The organism is Mesorhizobium sp. NZP2234, assembly GCF_013170765.1.
Taxonomy (GTDB): Bacteria; Pseudomonadota; Alphaproteobacteria; order Rhizobiales; family Rhizobiaceae; genus Mesorhizobium; species Mesorhizobium loti_D.
This window is the reverse complement of the sequence record NZ_CP033364.1, coordinates 307,270-326,420: the sequence shown is the minus strand read 5'-3', so window position 1 is coordinate 326,420 and position 19,151 is coordinate 307,270. Positions and strand designations below refer to the sequence as shown.

Below are 19,151 nucleotides of genomic sequence, written 5' to 3'. Positions count from 1 at the left end.
CTTACGTGCAATTTACGACCGCCCGCTACAAGGTTCCTGTCTGATTCGTCCGGGACAGGAACACCATGAGCAAAGCCCTCACGACCTTCGCACTCGTCGCGGTGCTGACCGCCTTGCTGATGGCGTTGAGCCTGGCGGTGGCGCGGCATGGCTATCCCTATGGTGCGATCGGCGTCAGGCGCCTCGACGGCATCGCCGATGCCGGGACGTTCATTCCGCTCGCGGCCGTCTATTTCTTCAGCGCGCTGTTGATGATGATCCTGCCGATCCGCGCGGCCAGCATCGTTCTCACCCATGCCGCCGACGCGATCTTCTGGACGGTGATCGTGCTGTTCGCCACCATCGTAGGCGGCCTTCTCGCCCGATGGGCTTTCGGCCAGGGCAGCGCCTTGTGGGCACTGCTGAACTGGCGGTTCCTGTTTGCCGTGGCGGTCGTCGGCTGCCACTTCGTCATGAACGAACTGCGCCGCAACGTGCTGTTGCGCAGCCTGTTCTTCGTGGTCTTCGCCGCCGCGACGCTGGCCTGCCTGTTCTGGTCGTTCACGCTCTGAGCGTGATCATGGCTGGCTGGTTTCCGCCGCGATGTGGCCGGCAGCCTGCTCCGTCCACGTCCAGAGATAGGCCGCGAGACCGCGGTCGACATGGATGCGCAGCTTGCTTTCATGGCGATAGACGATGGCGTTGATGCCGGCGAAGGACAGTGCCGCACTGGCGCTCGGTTGTCCGGGATCGAGCGTCGTTCCACGCGCGATGAAAGCGTCAAGCGCCGCGCCTTCTGCCTCGAACACCTGTAGCCCGGCGCTGATTTCTGTCACCCCGAACCCTTGGCTGAACCACCCCGTGGCCATGCCGATAGGGGTGGCCGACACGGCAAGCAATCGGTCGCGTGCCAGACGAACCGAATAGCGTGCGCCCTCGGCCAGGCCGAACGCACCGGCGGCCGCTCCATCGAAGCCGGATGCTTCGGCCCACGCCGCGAGGTCGCCGCTGACCAGACGTTGGTGCAATCCGGCAATCGCGCCTATCTTGAGCCCCGGCACCTCGATCGTGGCGCTCTGCCAGTCCGGCGCGACAGACCATTTTTCCGCGAGATCACGCATGGAGCCGCTCTCCTGCCGGGTCGAAGGCGCAAGGCGCGGCAATCGTTGCCGACCGAACCTTGCCGAGATGCTGGATTTCGATCGTCTCGCCGTGGCGGGCCGCGCCGCGCTCGATCAGGCCGAGCGCGATGGGCCGGCCAAGCGTCGGGCTCTGGTAGCTCGAGGTGACGAAGCCCTGGCTGTGCAGTCTGCCGTCGCTCCGCTTGATGCCGTGGGCGCCGGTCGGTAGCGGCGCTTCGCCAGACGGCACTGTCAGTCCGACAAGCTGCAGGCGGTCGCCGAGCGAGGCCTCCTCGGTGAACAGCGAGCGACGGCCGACATATTCGGTCCGGCGTTTGGTGCGGGGCGCTTCGCTGCCGAGATCGTGCGGCAGCGTGGTGCCGTCGGTATCCTTGCCGATGACGATGAAGCCTTTTTCGGCACGCAGGATCATCAGCGCTTCGAGGCCGATGGTGACGGCGTCGAACGCCTGGCCGGCCTGGCGCAGATGTGCCCACAAGGGCTCGGCGCGGTCAGCCCGGATCGAAATCTCGTAGCTCCTGTCGCCGGTGAAGCTGACGCGGGCGACGCGGACCTCGTCACCGCCATAGCTGCCATGGCCGATCGCCATGTGCGGCAGGTCGGCCTCGTCGAGCGAGAGGCCGAGGTTGAGTGCTTGGAGCAGCTTGCGGGCGTTCGGCCCCGAAACGGTCAGCGTCGCCATGTCCGATGTGGCGTTGTGGATATAGACCGCGTCGCGGCCAAATCGGTCCTGGCGCCATTCCTCCAGCCGCGCGTGCACGGCAGCGACATGCGAGGATGAACACGACACGACGAAGCGATGCTCGTCCAGCCGAACCAGCACGCCGTCATCGAAGACTACGCCGTTCTCCGACAGCATGAACCCGTAGCGGCAGCGGCCCGGCTTCAGCGTCGACATGGTGTTGTAGTAGAGGAAATCGACGAATTCGGCCGCCTTGGGGCCGATCACCTCGATCTTGCCCAGCGTCGAACCGTCGAACAGCGCGACCGACTGGCGCGCGCGCCACGCCTCGTCCTGGATGGCGCGATCCGCGTCGGCGCCGCGGCCGCCATAATGGGCCGGCCGCAGCCAGCCGCCATATTCCTGGAAGACGGCGCCGCCGGCGCGGTGCATGGCCTCCAGCGGCAGCCTGCGCACGGGTGCCATCAGCTCGCCGACGCGCGCGCCGACAAAGCTTGCCAGCGGCACCGGCGTGAAGGGCGGACGGTAGGTGGTGGTGCCGACTTCCGGCACCGTGCGGCCGGTGATGCCGGCCATCAAGGCCAGGCCGGGCAGGTTGGAGGTCTTGCCCTGGTCGGTTGCCATGCCGAGCGTGGTGTAGCGTTTCAGGTGCTCGACCGAGACGAAGTTTTCGCGCGCCGCCAGTTCAACGTCCTTTACCGTCACGTCGTTCTGGTAGTCGATCCAGATGCGCCCTTTCGAACCGGGCACCGGCCAGGCGGCGGCAACGCCGCCCGTTGCTTCCGGTCCCGTGCTGCGCGGCACGGCTGCTTTCGCCTGGCCCGGCAAGCCAACGGCTTTCTCCAAGCCGGCGAACACTTCCGACAAGGAGATCGCGCCAGCCGCGGCGCCGACCACCGAAATGCCGTCGACCGGATCGCCTGGCAGGAAGGCGGCGCGTGCGTCGCTCCAGGCCAGCTTGCCCTTGGCCTGGCCGAAGAGATGAATGGTCGGCGTCCAGCCGCCCGAGACCAGCACGCAATCGGCATCGAGCCTGGTGCCGTCATCCAGTGTCACGCCCTCGACCCGCAGTCTGCCCCTGGCGGAAGCAAGCGCCCTCCCTTTGACCAGCCGTACCTTGGCCGGTGCGTCGGGCATGCCGTCACGCCTGATGTCGACGAGCGTTACCTCTGCGCCGGCGTCGGCCAGCGCGCCAGCGACCTCGTAAGCGCTGTCATTGTTGGTGGCGGTGACGATGCGCCGTCCAACCAGCACCGCATGGCGCCTGAGATAGGCAAGTGCCGCGTCCGCCGACAGTATGCCCGGAAGGTCATTGTTGGCAAAGGGCAGCGGTCGTTCGATGGCGCCGGTCGCCAGCACGATCTGGCGCGGCCGGACCCGCCACAGCGTGTCGCGCCGGCCATCGAAATGCCGCTGGTTCAGCCCGACCAGATTGTGGTCGTAAATGCCGAAGGCGGTGGTCGCTGCCAGGATCAGGTGACCGCCCGTGCCAAGCTCCGCAACCGCCTCTTCGACCCAGACGGAAGCCGGCTTGCCGTCGATCTCGCCGGCGCGGTGGCCAAGGGATCCTCCCGGCGTCTGCTGGTCGTCGACCAGCGTGACGGCGAGGCCTGCACCTGCCGCCAGCCTGGCCGCCGCCAATCCGGCCGGTCCCGCGCCGACAACCAGCACGTCGCAATGATGGTTGATCTGGTCAGCCGTGCCCGGCGATGTCCAGTCGGTGTCGGCCTTGCCCAGTCCGGCCATGGCGCGGATGCGCGGCTCGAACATGTGCCAGTCCGGCCACATGAAGGTCTTGTAGTAAAACGCCGCCGGAATGAAACGGGAGAAGCGGTCGAGGAAGGCGTTACGGTCGGCCAGCGCATTGGGCGTCGCGTTGACGCTTTTCGCCACCAGCCCGTTGCGTGCCGGCTCGGTCGTGGCGCGCGTGTTCGGTTTCGCCTGGGGGCCGCCGATGTCGACCAGCGCGTTCGGCTCCTCGACGCCGGCGCCCCAGATGCCGCGCGGCCGGTGATATTTGAAGCTGCGGCCGACGACCGCGACATCGCCGGCCAGCAGTGCCGAGGCGATGGTGTCGCCGGCAAAGCCGTCCACGGTTGCGCCGTCGAAGCTGAATCGGATCGGGCGCGACCGGTCGATGGCGCTGCCGCCGGTGGGAAGACGCGAGGCGGTCACGCGGCGTGCTCCCCGCCAAGGGCGGTCGAGGACAGCACCTTGTGCGTGACCGTGTCACGTTCCATGACGAAGAACTCGCCGCAATTCATGTGCACCCAGATTTCGCGTGCCGCGCCCTTCGGGTTGCCGCGCAGATAGAGGTAATCTGCCCAGCGCTCGATCGGCACGTCGGCGCCATCGGGCCTGACATTGCCGGCATCGCCGCCATAGTGGAATTCGGTCTCGTCGCGCGGGCCGCAGAACGGACATGGGAAAAGCTGCATGATTGCCTCTAGTGTTTGTCTCAGTGCGCGATGCATGTCGTTGCCCCAAAACCGCTGCACACTTTTGGGCGACATGCATTAGTGCGCGATGCCGGAGCCGGCCGCTTCGTCGATCAGCCGCCCGCTGGCGAAACGGTCGAGATCGAAGGGACGGCTGATATCATTGTGCTTGCCCGTGGCCAGCAGGTTTGCCAGCAGCGTGCCGCCGGCGGGGATGGCTTTGAATCCGCCCGTGCCCCAGCCGCAATTGAGGAACAAATTGGGTAGTGGCGAAGGACCGATGATCGGCGAGGAATCCGGCACGACGTCGACAATGCCGGCCCATTGCCGCATCAGCTTCAACTGGCCGAAGATCGGGAACATCTCCAGCAGTCCGGCAATGACGGCTTCCAGCGTCGGCAAATTGCCGCGCTGCGCGTAGGAGGGGATGCGGTCGAGCCCGCCGCCAATGACGATCTCGCCCTTGTCCGATTGGCTGACATAGACGCCGCAGCCGGGCGACAGCACCACCGTGTCGAGGATCGGCTTCACAGGTTCAGAAACGCAGGCTTGCAGGGCGTAGGAATTGATCGGCAGCCGGAAACCGGCCTTGGCCGCCAGCACCGAGGAATGGCCGGCCACGGCCATGCCGATGCGCTCGGAACGGATCGCGCCGCGTGTCGTCTGGACGCCGCGGCAACGGCCGCCCTCGACGATGAAATCGGTTATCTCGCAATTCTGGATGATATCGACGCCGAGCCGGTTCGCCGCCCGGGCATAACCCCAGGCGACGGCGTCGTGGCGGGCCGTGCCGGCGCGGCCCTGCCAGATGCCGCCGAACACGGGAAAGCGCGCATCCGGCGAGAAATTGTAGATCGGCGCCACGCGACGCACATCCTCCGGCGAAAACAGCTCCGCATCGATGCCGTTGATCTGCATGGCGTTGACGGTGCGGGCGCCGATCTCCATTTCGGCGGTCGAATGGCAGAGATTGACCATGCCGCGCTGCGACAGCATGACGTTGTAGTTCAGGTCCTTCGACAGGCCTTCATAGAGCCGGTGCGCCAGCCCGTAGAGCTCGACGCTTTCCGGGTAATAGTAGTTGGAGCGTACCACCGTGGTGTTGCGGCCGGTGTTGCCGCCGCCGATCCAGCCTTTTTCCAACACGGCCACCCGGGCGATGCCGTGATTCTTGGCCAGGTAATAGGCCGTCGCCAGCCCATGGCCGCCGCCGCCGATGACGATCGCATCATAGGACGGCTTCGGCTCGGGTGAGCGCCAGGCCTGCTTCCAGCCGGTCTGGCCCGCCAGGCCTTCCTTGAACAGCGACAGGGCGGAATAGCGTCTGGTCATGGCGTGCCGGACAGGCCTGATTTCGGGGAGCGAGCGTGGTTCATGGCATGGTCTTCCGCATGGACGGCACCGGTTCGATCGGTCATGCCCGCATCGCCTTGCCCAGTGGATCGTAAGGCGACGAAGCGATGACGCGCGCACCTCTTTCGACGCCGACGATATGGGTTGTCAACTCAGTATCGACATCGGTGACATCGCCATCGACAAGCGCCATGGCGAGGCTCTTGCCGACCGTATGGCCATAGCCGCCGGACGTGACGAAGCCGGCAAGCTTGCCTCCGCCCCAGACCGGTTCGTAGCCGCTGGCGTCCGCATCCGCGGCGTCGATCTCGAGCGTCACCAGCGTGCGCCTGGCGCCGGCCTGCTGCTCTTTCAGCGCCGCTTCGCGGCCGATGAAGTCACCCTTGTCGAAGGCGATCCAGCGGTCCATGCCGGTCTCGGCTGGCGTGTAATCCTGCGTGAACTCACGCGACCAGATGCCGAAACTTTTTTCGAGCCGCAGCGAATTGACCGCGCCGAAGCCGTATTCGGTGACGCTGAGGTCGCTGCCTGCCGCAAGCAGCGCCCGGCGTAGCCCCGCATGCTCATTGGCCTTGCAATGGATTTCGTAGCCGAGCTCGCCGATGACCGAGAGCCGCCCGACCTTGGCTCGAACCAGGCCGACATCCAGCGCCTTGCAGGTGAGGAAACCGAAGCCCTGGTGCGAGACATCCTGGTGCGTCAGCCGTTCGAGCAGACGGCGCGCATTGGGGCCGGCGAGCGAAAAGCCGACGACCGCGTCCGAAATGTCGCGTACGGCGACGCCCTCGCCGAGATGCTGTTCGAACCAGCGCATGTGCCATTGCCGCAGATAGTAGGACCCCATGATCCACCAGCTGCCGTCACCCCAGTTGAAAACTGTGAGGTCGCCCTTGAGCTTGCCGTTTTCGCCCAGCATGGGCGCGAGTTTCGCGCGGCCCGGCTTGGGAAGGGCGCAGGCAAGCAACCGGTCGAGCCAGGCTTGCGCTTGCGGTCCGGTGACTTCGTAGCGCGAGAAGGCGGTGATATCGAGCAGGCCGACGCCTTCGCGTACCTTGCGGCATTCCCGGGCGACGATGTCGAAGGCATTCGAGCGCTTCAGCGTCGGTGTTTCGACGAAACCTTGCGGCGCGAAATAGAGCGGCACTTCCATGCCCCAGGAATTGCCCCAGCGCGCGCCGGCGGCATCCATGGCGTCATGCGCGCCTGCTGTCTTCAACGGCCGCCCCGCGGGCAGTTGCTCGTTGGGATAGCTCATGACGAAGCGGCGCGAATAGAATTGCCCGGTCGTCTGCTTGATGTATTCGCGATTGGAGGCGAAATCGCCGTAGCGGGCGATGTCCATGCCGAAGACGTCGGCCTCCGGCTCGCCATGGATCATCCATTCGGCCAGCGACTTGCCGACGCCGCCGCCTTGCAGGAAGCCGGCCATGACGCCGCAGGCCACCCAGTAGTTGGGGACCCCTCGCACCGGGCCGACCAGCGGATTGCCGTCCGGCGAGAAGGTGAAGGCGCCGTTCACCCAGCGCTTGATGCCTGCCGTCTCCAGGCAGGGATAGCGGCTGAAGCCGAGCGCCAACTCGTTGGCGATGCGGTCGGTGTCCTCCTGGATCAGCTCGATGCCGTAGTCCCAGGGTGCGCCGTCCATGTTCCAGTGCTTGTGGTTGATCTCGTAGATGCCGAGCAGCAGCCCCTTCTGCTCCTGGCGCATATAGGTGAAGCCCTCGAGGTCGACGATCAGCGGCAATTCCCGGTCGAGCGCCTGGATCTCCGGCAGCGCTTCGGTGACGAGATAGTGATGCTCCATTGGCGAAACTGGCAGATCGATGCCGGCCATCCGGCCGACCTGTTTGGCCCACAGGCCGCCGGCGTTGACGACGTGCTCGGCAATGAGAGTGCCTTTCTCCGTGACCACGTCCCAGCTGCCGTCGGCGCGACGATTGAGCTCCAGAACGCGGTTGTGCTCGATGATGTCGGCGCCGCGCTTCCTCGCCGCCTTGGCATAGGCGTGGACGACGCCCGAGGGGTCGATATGGCCTTCGCGTGCCGCATAAAGGCCGCCCAGCATGCCGTCGGTGTTGAGGATCGGGCAGCGTTGCTTGATCTCGTCGACGCCGACCAGATGGACATCGTCTATGCCCATGGTCTGGAAGATGCGGTAGGAGGCTTTCAGCCATTCCCAGCGCTCCGGCGCCGAGGCAACCGAGATGCCGCCGGTCATGTGCATGCCGATGTTCTGGCCCGATTCCTTTTCGACCTCCGACAGAAGGTCGATCGTATAGGCCTGCAGCGCGGCGATGTTGGGGTCGGCGTTCAGCGCGTGGAAGCCGCCGGCCGCGTGCCAGCTCGACCCGGCTGTCAGCACCTCGCGTTCGATCAGCGCGACATCACTCCAGCCGAACTTCGCCAGGTGATAGAGCACCGAGGCTCCAACCACGCCACCGCCGATAACGATCGCCCTGTACTGGGATTTCATCCTGCTGCACTCCACCTGGTATGGCGGCGCACCCTACTGGCATTGTACATATGTGTCTAGTGCATTGCAGCGCATAATCCAGGGGGCTGCGCATGGGCATGGCGTCATGAAGGCTAAAGGGCCGCTCGGCCGATGGTTGCGCGCCTACCGTTTGCCGGAAAGCGTCTTCTCGACATAGCGCGCGAACTCCTCGACGTCTTCCGCCGGAGGCTCCTGGCCGGTGAAGCTGCGCAGATAGGAGGCGACGTGGGTAAGGCGGGTGCTCATCGGTTCGTTGAGCTCGAGCGAGTAATAGCCGATCTGCATGAAATAGAGGACGCGGGCCCGCACGAATGCGTCTTCTTCCTCGTAGCCATGGCGCTTGAACATGTCGCGTATGGCATTGACGCGCTCTTCGTCGGCCTCGTCGAGCGCGCGCCGGATTGCGGGCGAGCGGCGGGCCCAGGCCCTGATCGCGAAGTCCAGCCGGGGGTCGAACAGCTTTTCATCCACCCAGCATTCGAAAATGCTCATCACCCCGCGAATGACGGTCGCCGACGGCCGCGAGGCGCGTTCGACGATGAACCTCGTGTTGGTCTGCCGCCAGTAGCCCAGCAATTGATCGAGCAGATCCTGCCGGCTCTTGAAATACCAGTAGAAACTGGAGCGTGAGACGTCGAGCTGCTGGCCAAGCGTCAGCACGCGGACGCGTTCGACACCGTCGGAGATCAGTGTTTCAAGCGCCAGCTTCAGCCAGTCTTCACGAGTGGCCTTGATGTTGCCGGCGGCGCCGGCGCGCTGGATCGTCGTTTCGATTGCTGCCATCACCACGACGCATGACATGCCGGATCAGGCAAATCAAGGTCGTGGACACTTGTGTGCAGGGCAATTCGTTTGAGCCGTGATGACATCCGGCCGATGTTAGCCGGATTGCGGGTTCACGGGTGCTGGCCGCTGCCGTCCCATCAAAGCCGGGATGATAAGCTCGGGGATTTTTGTCGCGGCGGCTCGGCCAGTGCGTGCTTTCCCGCAACGCAATTGTCTGGCAAATACCAGTCTGGACAGATGCCGCCGTGCGGCCAACCAGCAGGAAAGACCAGGACATGGCTCAATTTCGAAAAAACCTCATCGATGGCGAATGGGTCGGCGACGCCGGGTCGCGCAACATCAATCCCTCGAATACCGGCGACATTGTCGGCGAGTATGCCTCGGCGGGCGTCGAACAGGCTAGCCAAGCGATCGCCGCGGCCAAGGCGGCGTTCCCGGCATGGTCACGCTCCGGTCCGCTGGCGCGCCACGCGGTGCTGAAGAAGGCGTCCGACGAGATCATGGCGCGCAAGGACGAGATCGGCCGCAACCTGGCGCGCGAGGAAGGCAAGACGCTGGCCGAAGGCATTGGCGAGACCATCCGCGCCGCCCAGATCTTCGATTTCTTTGCTGGCGAAACATTGCGCCTGACCGGAGAGATGGTTCCGAGCGTGCGGCCGGGCGTCGGCGTCGAGATCACGCGCGAAGCGGTCGGTGTCGTCGGCATCATCACGCCATGGAATTTCCCCATCGCCATTCCGGCCTGGAAGATCGCGCCGGCGCTGGCTCATGGCAACACCATCGTCTTCAAGCCGGCCGAACTCGTTCCTGAAAGCGCCTGGTCGATCGTCGACATCCTGCATCGCGCCGGCCTGCCCAAGGGCGTGCTCAACCTCGTCATGGGCAAGGGCTCGGTGGTCGGCCAGGCCATGCTCGACAGCCCCGACGTCAATGCCATCACCTTCACCGGCTCGGTCGGCACGGGCAAGCGCGTCGCCGCCGCAAGCGTGGAACACATGCGCAAGTTCCAGCTCGAGATGGGAGGCAAGAACCCGCTGGTCGTGCTTGACGATGCCGATCTTGCGGTCGCCGTCGATTGCGCGCTCAACGGCGCCTTCTTCTCGACCGGCCAGCGCTGCACGGCCTCGTCCAGGCTGATCGTGACCGAAGGTATCCACGACCGTTTCGTCGATGCGCTGAAGGAGCGGATGGGCAAGCTGGTGATCGGCGATGCGCTCGATGCGCAGACCCAGATCGGCCCGGTGGTCGACGCCACGCAGCTGAAGCAGGACGAGGATTATATCGCCATCGGCGTCAGGGAAGGCGCAACGCTCGCCTTCGGCGGCGAACGGCTCGACCGCAAGACGCCGGGCTTCTACCTCAGCCCCGCGCTGCTGACCGAGGCAACCAACGCCATGCGCAGTTCGCGCGAGGAGATTTTTGGCCCGGTCGCCAGCGTCATCCGCGTCAAGGACTACGACGAGGCGCTTGCCGTCGCCAACGACACGCCCTTCGGGCTGACGTCGGGCATCTGCACGTCGAGCCTCAAGCACGCGACCCACTTCAAGCGCAATTCGGAAGCGGGCATGGTCATGGTCAACTTGCCGACGGCGGGTGTCGATTTCCACGTTCCCTTCGGCGGCCGCAAGGGCTCGAGCTACGGCTCGCGCGAACAGGGCCGTTATGCCACGGAGTTCTACACCACGGTGAAGACCGCCTATACATTCGCGGGCTGATGATGCGCCGGCCTGTCGGGCCGGCGCACCTTCACCACGGAACCGGCACGAGGCAATGGCATTGCAGGACCTGACCTGGCTCAATCCCCCGCCGCATCACGCCATCGACGGCGATGCGGTGCGCGTGCGCACCGGCAAGGAGACCGATTTCTGGCGCGAGACCTTCTACGGTTTCTGGCGCGACAATGGCCACTTCCTGCATCGGCAAGTCGAGGGCGATTTCACCGCCGAAGTCACCGTCAAGGGCGACTACAAGGTGCTGTATGACCAGGCCGGCCTGATGGTCCGGCTGAGCGAGACGCACTGGATCAAGGCCGGCATCGAATACACCGACGGCCTCGCCTATTTCTCCGTCGTGGTCACCAACGACACATCGGACTGGTCGCTGGTGGCCATTCATGCCGGTTCCAATGGCGTCAGCATCCGCCTGACCCGCCATGGCGAGGCGATCCGCGTCCAGTATCTGGATGCTTCGGACGGTCGCTGGAAGCCGGTGCGGCTCGCCTATTTCCCGATCTCGAAGACGGTCGATGTCGGCATGATGTGCTGCTCGCCACAGCGCGAGGGTTTCGAAGTCACATTCTCCGGATTTTCGGTCGGCCCGCCGATTTCGCGGGAATTGCACGCCTGAGGACTGGTGTGTCCAAGGGGTGAAGCGCGGGCCCTCGCATGGCTTGTGGGTATGGAGCGGCAGGACATTGCAGCCGCCACCGCGTCTGCGCTAAGCGTTCCCGATGGGAATGAAGCGTTGGTGGGCAAAACGCAAAAAGGCTGTGTATTCCAAGGCGCTGAGATTCTTCAGCGTTCCTCCCGTGCTGTGGTCGCAAGGGATCGCGCATTTCTGTGACTTCGCCGGGCCCGACTGGTATCGCTGCGCATCGACCGAATCGACCCAGGGCGAGGCCTTTTTCCGCGACCACTATGGCGGCGCGTACGGCATCGTCTGGGTTCGGCTGAGCACCTTGGCCAGGGTTTCGCGAACCTGCGATCTCGACACGTTCACCCGGGTTGCCCTGCCGACCATCAAGGCGCCCTTCATCCTGCTGACCACCGACGGCGATGCCTCGGTGCCATCGGACCTGGCAAGAGATACCGTCGAGCGGCTTCTCGCCAACCCCTATCTGGTGTCCTGGTACAGCCAGAATTGCGACAGCGACCATCCGAGGATCAAGCCGTTTCCGATCGGGCTGGACCTTCATACGCCACGTTCCCTTGCCACGCCCGCCGGCATGGTGCGGTATTTGCAGACCCTGCGCGGCCGGCAGGGGGATGCGGATCGCCGTCCACCCAGGGTGTTCTGCGATTTCAGCATCAGCAGGGGCTCCAGCCAGCGTCGAGAGGTGCTTGATGCCCTGGATGGATGCCCACATGTCGATTTCCTCGGGAAACGCGTGTCGCAGCGCGCGATCTGGGAGCTGTATGCGCAATACCCGCTCGTGCTCTCGACCACGGGAAACGGCCTGGACTGCCACCGGACATGGGAACTGCTCTATCTCGGCTGCATCGTGGTAACCAAGACATCGCCGATGGACCCCCTCTACGAAGGCCTGCCTGTCATCATTGTCGAGGATTGGCACGAGGTCAGGGATCCAGAAGCGCCGCAACGCTGGATCGACAAGGTCGCTCATCTGACGGACCCGAACCATGTCTGGGAGCGCTTGCGCCCGCAAACCTGTCTGGAGCCGCTCAGGCAGGCGCTTCGGCAGGCCGCCGCTTCACCAGGGGACGTGTAGTATCTCCAGCTTCGGCAGGCCGACCGGCCTGATGCCGAGATCGTTGGCGAGCACGCCAAAAGCTTCGGTCTCGATCAGGTCGCGATAGGGAATTTCAGGGAAGCGAAGGCCGCCGCGATGCAAGGCGGCATCGACCAGCAGCATCGTTCCGCCGACCGCGTCCAGGCCGATGATGTCGAGATGCCTGACATCACTGAGATGATATCGACTTGGTGTCTGCGCCGGAGGCTGGTGAAGGCCGCCGCGTATCTCGCGGTAGTACCGATAATCCTTGATCTGCCGCCTGATGATGAAGCTGTTCAGGTCGAAGCTGCCGCCATTGGCGACCTTCACGCAGTTGGGCACCGCGATGCGATGCCCGGTGGCGATCAACTGGTTCAGCGCATCGCGGGGAAAACGCCAGACGTCGATATCGATCCACAACGCCCAGTCGTCGTCTTCCTTCAGCCCGTGATCGATCAGGTAGTTCCGCACCTTGGCGATCGCGCCGCGCCTGACGCGTTGCATGCGAGGCTTTGCCCGCTTTGCCCTGTCGAGCCTGGTGCCGACCTGTCGCTGCAGAAGCACGATGTCGCGATATTTGCCGGCCAGTCCCGCCGTCGCGGCCTGTAGCCGCTCCCAACTCCCGTCCAGGCTGTCGCCTTCGCAGAAGACCAGCTTGATCCTGTCCTTGGGATAGTCGAGCCCGTCCAGCGTATCGAGAAAAGGTTGGATAAGGTCGGCGGCATCGCGAAGCGGCACCAGAACGGCAATATTGCCGCCCGGGGGCGGCGGTGCCGAGAGGACAGCCTTGTCGACGCTGGCTTTTGCCGCGGCCTCATCCAGATACGCACCGCGCGTCAGGTGATATCGAAGCCGATAGGCCCGGTTGCGAAGCTTGGTTGTCCATCTCGGCGGCGGCTCCGGGGTCCACCATGTGCCGGCCCAGTGATGGATCGAAAGCGGCGCCGTATCGTCGCCGGCCTCGCGCTCCGTGTTGCCAACAGACGTCACCGGCGCGAACAGTCCGGAAGGGTGGATGGCGAAGGCCGCCTGATCGCTGTAGCCGCGCTGGGCGGAGGTCAAAAGGCAAGGACCGGTCGCGTCGAGCACGTCCTTGGCGCCGGCGAGCCCGGGCATCATCGACAGGAGATGCATCCAGAACGGATGACGGGGCGGGCTCGCCATCGTCCCGTTGAACAGGAGATAGGGCAGGCCCCGGAAATCCGCCTGGACGGCCGCATGCGAGGCCGGCTCCTTGCACAGCACGACACGGCTCTCGTCCATGATCGGATCGAAGGCCGCGACGCATTCGCAGTCGATGTCGGCATAGACCCCGCCAAAATGATGCAGCAGCATGTAGCGGGCCGCATCCGAGCGCTGCACGCCGTTCGTGTAGCCGCAGAACATTGGCAGGAAATCAGGGTAGTTCCCGGCCACGAATTCGAGCAGCATCCGGTCGCTCCAGAACATCACCGTCCAGTGCGGATTGTACTGTTTCCAGCTCTCGGCATACGCCTGGAAGCGTGCGGGAACGCTGTCGGTCTTCCAAGTCTGGTGCAGGATCGGCGGGATCATATGGTCGCACCGTTTAGTCCAAGCCCGTCGCGAACGGCATCGGCTATCGCTTGCGGGCCGAACCTTGCCCATACGGCCTGATACGCGCGAAGGCGTTGCCGTGCCCTGCGTTCGGGGTCGAGACAGAGTTCGATGGCCGTCTCGGCAAGCGTTTCGTCGGAGTGAGACAGCAGCACCTCGTCATTTTCCACCAGGTCCAGACCTTCGGCCGCGATCGGCGTGGCGACCACCGGCACGCCCGCGGCCATTGCTTCCAGTATCTTGATGCGTGTGCCGCCGCCGGCCGTCAACGGGACGATGGTGAGATGCGCGCTGGACAACAGTGGCGCGACATCCGCGGGATCCTCGATGAGCTCCACACCAGGCAATCCGGCCAGTGCCCGCACCTCCGGTCTTGGGGTGCGTCCAGCCAGGACGAGCCTGGCACCCGGCAGTGCGTTTCGGATGCGAGGCAATATGACATTGGCCAATCGCTGCGCGGCATCGACGTTTGGGGGATAGGCGAGATGGCCGATGAAAACGATCACCGGAAAGCCGTTGCCGGTTGACGGCTCGGCAGGCAGGTGCCCGGGACCATTGCCGGCTTGCGGAATTCCGTTCGGAACGACGTGGATCGGGATTTTGTGCCGGCAAAGCGCCATCAGCTTCTGGCGATCCAGGTTCGAGCAGACCCATACCCTGTCGACAAGGGATAGTGCCTTCCTCTCAAGGAGCCTGACGCCGAATGCAGCCGCGGTTCGCTTGGTGCTGAGATGCCTGATCTGCCCGGCCAGGTCGGATTCGACATTGTGCATGTCGAGAATGAGCTGCTCCGCCAGCGGTCTGAGAGGCCGCATCAGCTTGAACAGGCTGATGCTCTCGATGACGATAGTGTCCGGGCGGAATTCACCGATGAGCGTCTTAAGCCGCGTCAGGGCGGAACGCGGAATGCGATTCTCCGCCCTTGAGCGCCACCAACCGATCGAGGCCGTGCGGGGCTCTCCCTCTGCCGACAGGGCCTCTACGCGGATCAATGGATCTGGCACGTTCCCTTCTGTCTTCGGTCGTACCGAGACCAGGCAGACCGGGCCGAACCTGGCGGCCGCTTCAGCCTTGCGGTAGTTTCTCAGATCCGCACCCGAAGCCGGTGGAAAGGCCGGGTCATGCGACACGATCAGCGTACGCTTCGGGGCCGCCCGCTCGGGCGAGCCGACAGCCGGCCGCGCGCCTGAGCCGCTCAAAGCGGACGCCCGGGGCGTTGTTCCGGGCAGAGGCCCCAATTCAGACGGCATTCACAACGATTCCGTGACCACAAGCATCGGCGCCACCTTGTTGAGCTGAACAAGGCTTTCGTCAAGCACCGTATATTTCTGAATACTTCCGCCCCGAACCCTCGGCGGCCGCGAGGTTCAACGCCTGGACCAAGCCAGCCAGCGCGCCGCTAGGCGCCTGCGCAACGAGGTGAACCGGGTCCGCCTGTAAGCATCGCCCGCCATCTTGATACCTTGTGCCTGCGTAGGGAAGGGATGAATGACGTCGGCCAGGGCGTGCAATCCCATGCCCGACCTGATGGCGAGCGTCACTGCGTTGATCATCTCGCCGGCATGGCTGGCGACGACAGTCGCTCCCAGGATACGGTCCGATCCTTCCCTGACATGGATCTTGACGAACCCCTCTTCCTCCCCGTCCATCACGGCGCGGGCGACGTCATGCATCAGCACCGTATAGGTCTTGACCGGAATGCCGTTGCGGCGCGCTTCGATCGGATAGAGACCGACATGGGCGATCTCCGGGTCGGTATAGGTGCACCAGGGAACGACGAGTTCGCTCAGCCTTTCGCGCCCGCGAAACAGCGCATTGCGCACGACAATGCGCGCCGTCGCTTCGGCGGTATGGGTGAACTTGTATTCGAGGCACACATCGCCCGCCGCGTAGATGTTCGGATTCGTGGTTCTCAGGTGATCGTCCACCTTGATGCCGCCGGCGTCATACGCCACCCCGGCGTGTGCCAGGCCGAGGCCTTCGACATTGGGCGAACGGCCGACGCCGGTGATGATCTCGTCGACGGAAATCGTCGTCGTGTCACCATCCCGCATCAGGTCGGCGAGCTTCTTGCCGCCCTCTGTCCGCACCGCCACCACTTCGGTGTTCAGGCGCACCTCGATCCCCTCGCGCGCCAGCGCGTCCGAAAGGATCTGCGCGGCGTCTCGTTCCTCGCCGGGCAGGAACATCGGATCGCTCTGCGCCAGGATAACGTTCGCGCCGAGCAGGCAAAAGGCCTGCGCCGTCTCGCAGCCAAGCGGCCCGCCGCCGATGACCAGCAGCCGCTCAGGACGTTGCGTGAGGTTGAACATGCTCTCATTGTCGAGGTAGCCGGCCTCGGCGAGTCCTGGAATCGCCGGCCCGCTCGGATGCGCGCCTGTCGCGACCAATGCCTTCTTGAAATGCAGCGTCCTGTCCGCGACCGCCACCGTATCCGGCCCTGCGAAGCGGGCCTCGCCGAAATAGAGGTCGATGCCTTCGGCCGCGATGGCCGCGGCCGAATCCGCGCCGCTTATCCGCTGCCGGATCTGCCGCATCCGCGTCATGGCCCGCTCGAAGTCGGCCTGAAGATGCTCGGGCGTGTCGCCGCCGAAATTCTCGGCATCGCGCATGTCGGCATAGAGCCTGGCCGTGCGGATGATCGACTTTGACGGAATGCCGCCGACATTGACGCACGCACCGCCGATCAGCCAACGCTCGATCAGCGCGACTTTCGCGCCGAGGCTTGCCGCGTCACGCGCCGCGGTCAGCCCCGCCGGCCCGGCGCCGATGACGACGAGATTGTAGGGACCGTCGGGGGTAGGGTTCTTCCAATGCGGCGGATGCGCGCTCCGGATCAACTCGACGTCGTTGCGGTCGACCGGGAAGCTGGCGGCCTTTGTCCGTTCACGCGGCATCGTAGGCCCCTGAGGCGGAGCCTGCCGACCGCGCCAGCCAGCCGCCGGTGAAGCCTGCTTTTCCCAGGCCGCGGCGAATGTGCGGATTGGACCGCATCAGTTCCCAGATCAGGCGCGAGCGGTGGTTCTCGATCATCATCACCACGATGCCCTGGTCCAGCCCGTAATGGCCTTCCGATACCCAGCCGTTGCGGCCGAATTTTCGCCGGTTGGCCAAGGTCGGATTGAATCCGCTGGGCAGCCGGAAATTCTCGATCACCTCGGGATAGCGCTCACCGAGATGACGCATCGCTGCCAGGCAGATGTCCGGCGCGAAAGGCAGCGATGCCGGATAGGACCAGGGCGCGATCGTGCCATCATCCGGCCCGAAGGGAGCGCCGCGTGCGGCATAGCCGGAAAACCGATGCCTCCGTCGCTCGACACTGGCGCGAAAGCCCCCGGGCCCGTCTCCCGCCGAGAGGCCCCAAAGGTTCTCGCCGTAGCCGTCGAAACCATAGGGGTTGTGGCGGGCATAGTCCCGATGGAGGTATGTCGAGCGGCGGCTGTTTTCGAAATAGTCGGAATTCTTCTCGCGCATGAAGGCGTCGCGGATGCCGGCGAAATCGATCCAGGCGTGCGAGAACTGGTGCATGAACAACGGCCCGCCATAGAGCACGTCATGGCCGTAGATGTTCTCCCACTGGTAGGTCGCCGTCCAGGCCTCGTAGCTGTCGTCGGAGGTTGGGTTGTCCGGCGAGGCCATGGACAGCACGTAAAGGATGGTCGCCTCGTTGTAGCCCTCCCAGCCATAATGCAGAAAACCGCTCTTCGGCTTCCAGCCCTGCCGCAGGGTCGGACTGCTGCCTTGCGCCCACCGCCAATCGACGCGCCGGTAGAGCGCTTCGGCCAGGTGCCGGATTTCGGCTTCCTGTTCATTCTCGCCGGAGAAATAGGCGCCGGCCACCAGGATACCGGCCATCAGCAGGGCGGTGTCCACCATCGACAGTTCGCAGCGCCAGACGCGCAGCCCGGTCCGCATGTCGAGAAAATGGTAGTAGAAACCCTTGTGGCCGGTGACGTCGTCGCCGCCGCCTTGCGGGCTGGCCGAGAAGAAACGCAGCGCCGCGAGCGTCAGCTCCGCTGCCGCCATGCGCGACATCCAGCCGCGCTCGACGCCGATCGGATAACAGGACAGGGCGAAACCAACGACAGCGATGCTGGCCGGCGAGTTCGGCCGCGACGTATCGGCGACCAAACCGTTGTCGGAGTTCACATTCTCCAGGAAATAGCCGAAGGCGGCGCGCTGGTAGCGGTCCAGAAGCTCGTCATCGGACAATGCGGCAGGATCTGCGTCAGGCAAACGATGCAAACTCCAGCCTGATGGTCAATGTTTCCGTCGATCGCACGGTGCCGGTATGGCGGCAATGGCTGATCGGCCTTGCCGGGCTGTCTCGTCGTGTCATGGCTTTCCCGCAAACCCTGTTGTGTCACCGCCCCGTTCAATCGGCAGCTATTATACGCCTGTCCGGTTCCGATCGTTGCCTCGTCACGCGGAATTGTAGTCGCACCGGCCAGGGCCGGGATGTTTCGATCAGGCTCAATAGGTGGCGCGGCCGCCGGAGACGTCGAACACGGCGGCCGTCGTGAACGAGCACTCCTCCGAGGCGATCCAGCAGATCAGTGCCGCCACCTCCTCGACCTCGCCGAAGCGCGCCATCGGTATCTTGGACAGCATGAAGTCGATGTGCTCCTGGCTCATCTGCTTGAAGATCGCGGTGCGCACCGCCGCCGGCGTCACGCAATTCACCGTCACCTTGGTCTTGGCCAGTTCCTTGCCGAGCGACTTGGTCAGGCCGATCACCGCCGCCTTTGAAGTGCTGTAGGCGGAGGCATTGGGATTGCCTTCCTTGCCGGCGATCGAGGCAATGTTGACGATGCGGCCATAATTGCGCTCGAGCATGTGCGGCACCAGCGCCTTGTTGCAGTAGAAGACGCCATTGATGTTGATGTCGATGACCTTCTGCCAATCCTCGGCCGAATAGGCCCAGGTCGTCATGTTCGGCCCGGTGATGGCCGCGCTGGTGATCAGGATGTCGACGCCGCCAAGAGCCTCGATGGTCCGTGCGGCGGCGCCTTCGACGCCGGTGGCATCGGCGACGTCAATGGCAACGCCATGCAGGCCAGGGATGATGATCTTCGCCTGTTCGATCTGGGCCGGATCGCGGTCCCAGACGCTGGCGCGTCCGCCTTCCGCGACGATCCTTTGCGCGACCGCCAGGCCGATGCCCGAGGCACCGCCCGTGATGACAGCCGTCCGACCGTCGAAGCGCCCCGCGAAGTTCATTTGCTTCTCCCTTGTCCGCAACCGGCTTGAT

15 protein-coding genes are annotated in these 19,151 nt (G+C 64.6%); 4 read left to right on the top strand and 11 right to left on the bottom strand.

Annotated elements, in window-relative coordinates:
* Nucleotides 1-65: 65 nt before the first annotated feature.
* Nucleotides 66-551: a hypothetical protein gene (locus EB230_RS01465; RefSeq protein ID WP_056569331.1), complete on the top strand. Its 486-nt coding sequence runs from the start codon at nt 66-68 to the stop codon at nt 549-551.
* A gap of 6 nt (nt 552-557) precedes the next feature.
* Here the strand turns inward: EB230_RS01465 and EB230_RS01460 are convergent, their stop codons facing one another.
* The 6 genes from EB230_RS01460 to EB230_RS01435 all read right to left on the bottom strand — a co-directional run bounded on the left by EB230_RS01460 (nt 558) and on the right by EB230_RS01435 (nt 8,871).
* The gene (locus EB230_RS01460; protein ID WP_056569336.1) at nt 558-1,100 is read right to left on the bottom strand and encodes a hypothetical protein; all 543 of its coding nucleotides are present in this window, start codon (nt 1,098-1,100) and stop codon (nt 558-560) included.
* Nucleotides 1,093-3,978: a sarcosine oxidase subunit alpha family protein gene (locus EB230_RS01455; RefSeq protein ID WP_056569337.1), complete on the bottom strand. Its 2,886-nt coding sequence runs from the start codon at nt 3,976-3,978 to the stop codon at nt 1,093-1,095. The genes EB230_RS01460 and EB230_RS01455 overlap by 8 nt, the downstream gene beginning before the upstream one ends.
* Nucleotides 3,975-4,241 (bottom strand): sarcosine oxidase subunit delta, encoded by a 267-nt coding sequence (locus EB230_RS01450; protein ID WP_056569339.1) that lies wholly within the window; start codon nt 4,239-4,241, stop codon nt 3,975-3,977. Before EB230_RS01450 ends, EB230_RS01455 begins: the two co-directional genes overlap by 4 nt.
* A 78-nt stretch (nt 4,242-4,319) precedes the next feature.
* Nucleotides 4,320-5,573, bottom strand: a complete 1,254-nt coding sequence (locus EB230_RS01445) for a sarcosine oxidase subunit beta (protein ID WP_056569342.1) — start codon at nt 5,571-5,573, stop codon at nt 4,320-4,322.
* 82 nt (nt 5,574-5,655) lie between these two features.
* Entirely contained in the window at nt 5,656-8,067 is a 2,412-nt protein-coding gene (locus tag EB230_RS01440) for an FAD-dependent oxidoreductase (RefSeq protein WP_172371113.1), read from the bottom strand.
* Between the two features lie 144 nt (nt 8,068-8,211).
* The gene (locus tag EB230_RS01435) at nt 8,212-8,871 is read right to left on the bottom strand and encodes a TetR/AcrR family transcriptional regulator (protein ID WP_172371112.1); all 660 of its coding nucleotides are present in this window, start codon (nt 8,869-8,871) and stop codon (nt 8,212-8,214) included.
* Between the two features lie 278 nt (nt 8,872-9,149).
* Between EB230_RS01435 and EB230_RS01430 the strand changes: the two genes are divergently transcribed.
* From EB230_RS01430 to EB230_RS01420, 3 genes are all read left to right on the top strand, one after another.
* On the top strand, nt 9,150-10,589 hold the full coding sequence (locus EB230_RS01430) for an aldehyde dehydrogenase family protein (RefSeq protein ID WP_172371110.1): 1,440 nt from the start codon (nt 9,150-9,152) through the stop codon (nt 10,587-10,589).
* Nucleotides 10,590-10,644: 55 nt separating this feature from the next.
* The gene (locus EB230_RS01425) at nt 10,645-11,220 is read left to right on the top strand and encodes a DUF1349 domain-containing protein (protein WP_056569347.1); all 576 of its coding nucleotides are present in this window, start codon (nt 10,645-10,647) and stop codon (nt 11,218-11,220) included.
* 103 nt (nt 11,221-11,323) lie between these two features.
* On the top strand, nt 11,324-12,322 hold the full coding sequence (locus tag EB230_RS01420; RefSeq protein WP_056569350.1) for a hypothetical protein: 999 nt from the start codon (nt 11,324-11,326) through the stop codon (nt 12,320-12,322).
* Here EB230_RS01420 and EB230_RS01415 read toward each other — a convergent pair.
* The 5 genes from EB230_RS01415 to EB230_RS01395 all read right to left on the bottom strand — a co-directional run bounded on the left by EB230_RS01415 (nt 12,305) and on the right by EB230_RS01395 (nt 19,120).
* Complete coding sequence (locus EB230_RS01415) at nt 12,305-13,879, bottom strand: glycosyltransferase (protein ID WP_056569353.1); 1,575 nt, start codon at nt 13,877-13,879, stop codon at nt 12,305-12,307. The genes EB230_RS01420 and EB230_RS01415 overlap by 18 nt on opposite strands.
* Complete coding sequence (locus EB230_RS01410) at nt 13,876-15,099, bottom strand: glycosyltransferase family 4 protein (RefSeq protein ID WP_056569356.1); 1,224 nt, start codon at nt 15,097-15,099, stop codon at nt 13,876-13,878. The genes EB230_RS01415 and EB230_RS01410 overlap by 4 nt, the downstream gene beginning before the upstream one ends.
* 168 nt (nt 15,100-15,267) lie before the next feature.
* Nucleotides 15,268-16,797: a mercuric reductase gene (locus EB230_RS01405; RefSeq protein WP_172371108.1), complete on the bottom strand. Its 1,530-nt coding sequence runs from the start codon at nt 16,795-16,797 to the stop codon at nt 15,268-15,270.
* Nucleotides 16,787-18,136 carry a glucoamylase family protein gene (locus EB230_RS01400; RefSeq protein ID WP_172371106.1) on the bottom strand — a complete coding sequence of 450 codons (1,350 nt, stop codon included), beginning with the start codon at nt 18,134-18,136 and terminating at the stop codon, nt 16,787-16,789. The genes EB230_RS01405 and EB230_RS01400 overlap by 11 nt, the downstream gene beginning before the upstream one ends.
* Before the next feature lie 237 nt (nt 18,137-18,373).
* Nucleotides 18,374-19,120: an SDR family NAD(P)-dependent oxidoreductase gene (locus EB230_RS01395; protein WP_056569364.1), complete on the bottom strand. Its 747-nt coding sequence runs from the start codon at nt 19,118-19,120 to the stop codon at nt 18,374-18,376.
* Between the last annotated feature and the right edge of the window lie 31 nt (nt 19,121-19,151).

Coding starts and splice junctions, on each gene's coding strand:
- EB230_RS01465 (WP_056569331.1), top strand. CDS start 66: ATGAGCAAAGCCCTCACGACCTTCGCACTCGTCGCGGTGCTGACCGCC.
- EB230_RS01460 (WP_056569336.1), bottom strand. CDS start 1,100: ATGCGTGATCTCGCGGAAAAATGGTCTGTCGCGCCGGACTGGCAGAGC.
- EB230_RS01450 (WP_056569339.1), bottom strand. CDS start 4,241: ATGCAGCTTTTCCCATGTCCGTTCTGCGGCCCGCGCGACGAGACCGAA.
- EB230_RS01445 (WP_056569342.1), bottom strand. CDS start 5,573: ATGACCAGACGCTATTCCGCCCTGTCGCTGTTCAAGGAAGGCCTGGCG.
- EB230_RS01440 (WP_172371113.1), bottom strand. CDS start 8,067: ATGAAATCCCAGTACAGGGCGATCGTTATCGGCGGTGGCGTGGTTGGA.
- EB230_RS01435 (WP_172371112.1), bottom strand. CDS start 8,871: ATGGCAGCAATCGAAACGACGATCCAGCGCGCCGGCGCCGCCGGCAAC.
- EB230_RS01430 (WP_172371110.1), top strand. CDS start 9,150: ATGGCTCAATTTCGAAAAAACCTCATCGATGGCGAATGGGTCGGCGAC.
- EB230_RS01425 (WP_056569347.1), top strand. CDS start 10,645: ATGGCATTGCAGGACCTGACCTGGCTCAATCCCCCGCCGCATCACGCC.
- EB230_RS01420 (WP_056569350.1), top strand. CDS start 11,324: ATGGGAATGAAGCGTTGGTGGGCAAAACGCAAAAAGGCTGTGTATTCC.
- EB230_RS01415 (WP_056569353.1), bottom strand. CDS start 13,879: ATGATCCCGCCGATCCTGCACCAGACTTGGAAGACCGACAGCGTTCCC.
- EB230_RS01405 (WP_172371108.1), bottom strand. CDS start 16,797: ATGCCGCGTGAACGGACAAAGGCCGCCAGCTTCCCGGTCGACCGCAAC.
- EB230_RS01395 (WP_056569364.1), bottom strand. CDS start 19,120: ATGAACTTCGCGGGGCGCTTCGACGGTCGGACGGCTGTCATCACGGGC.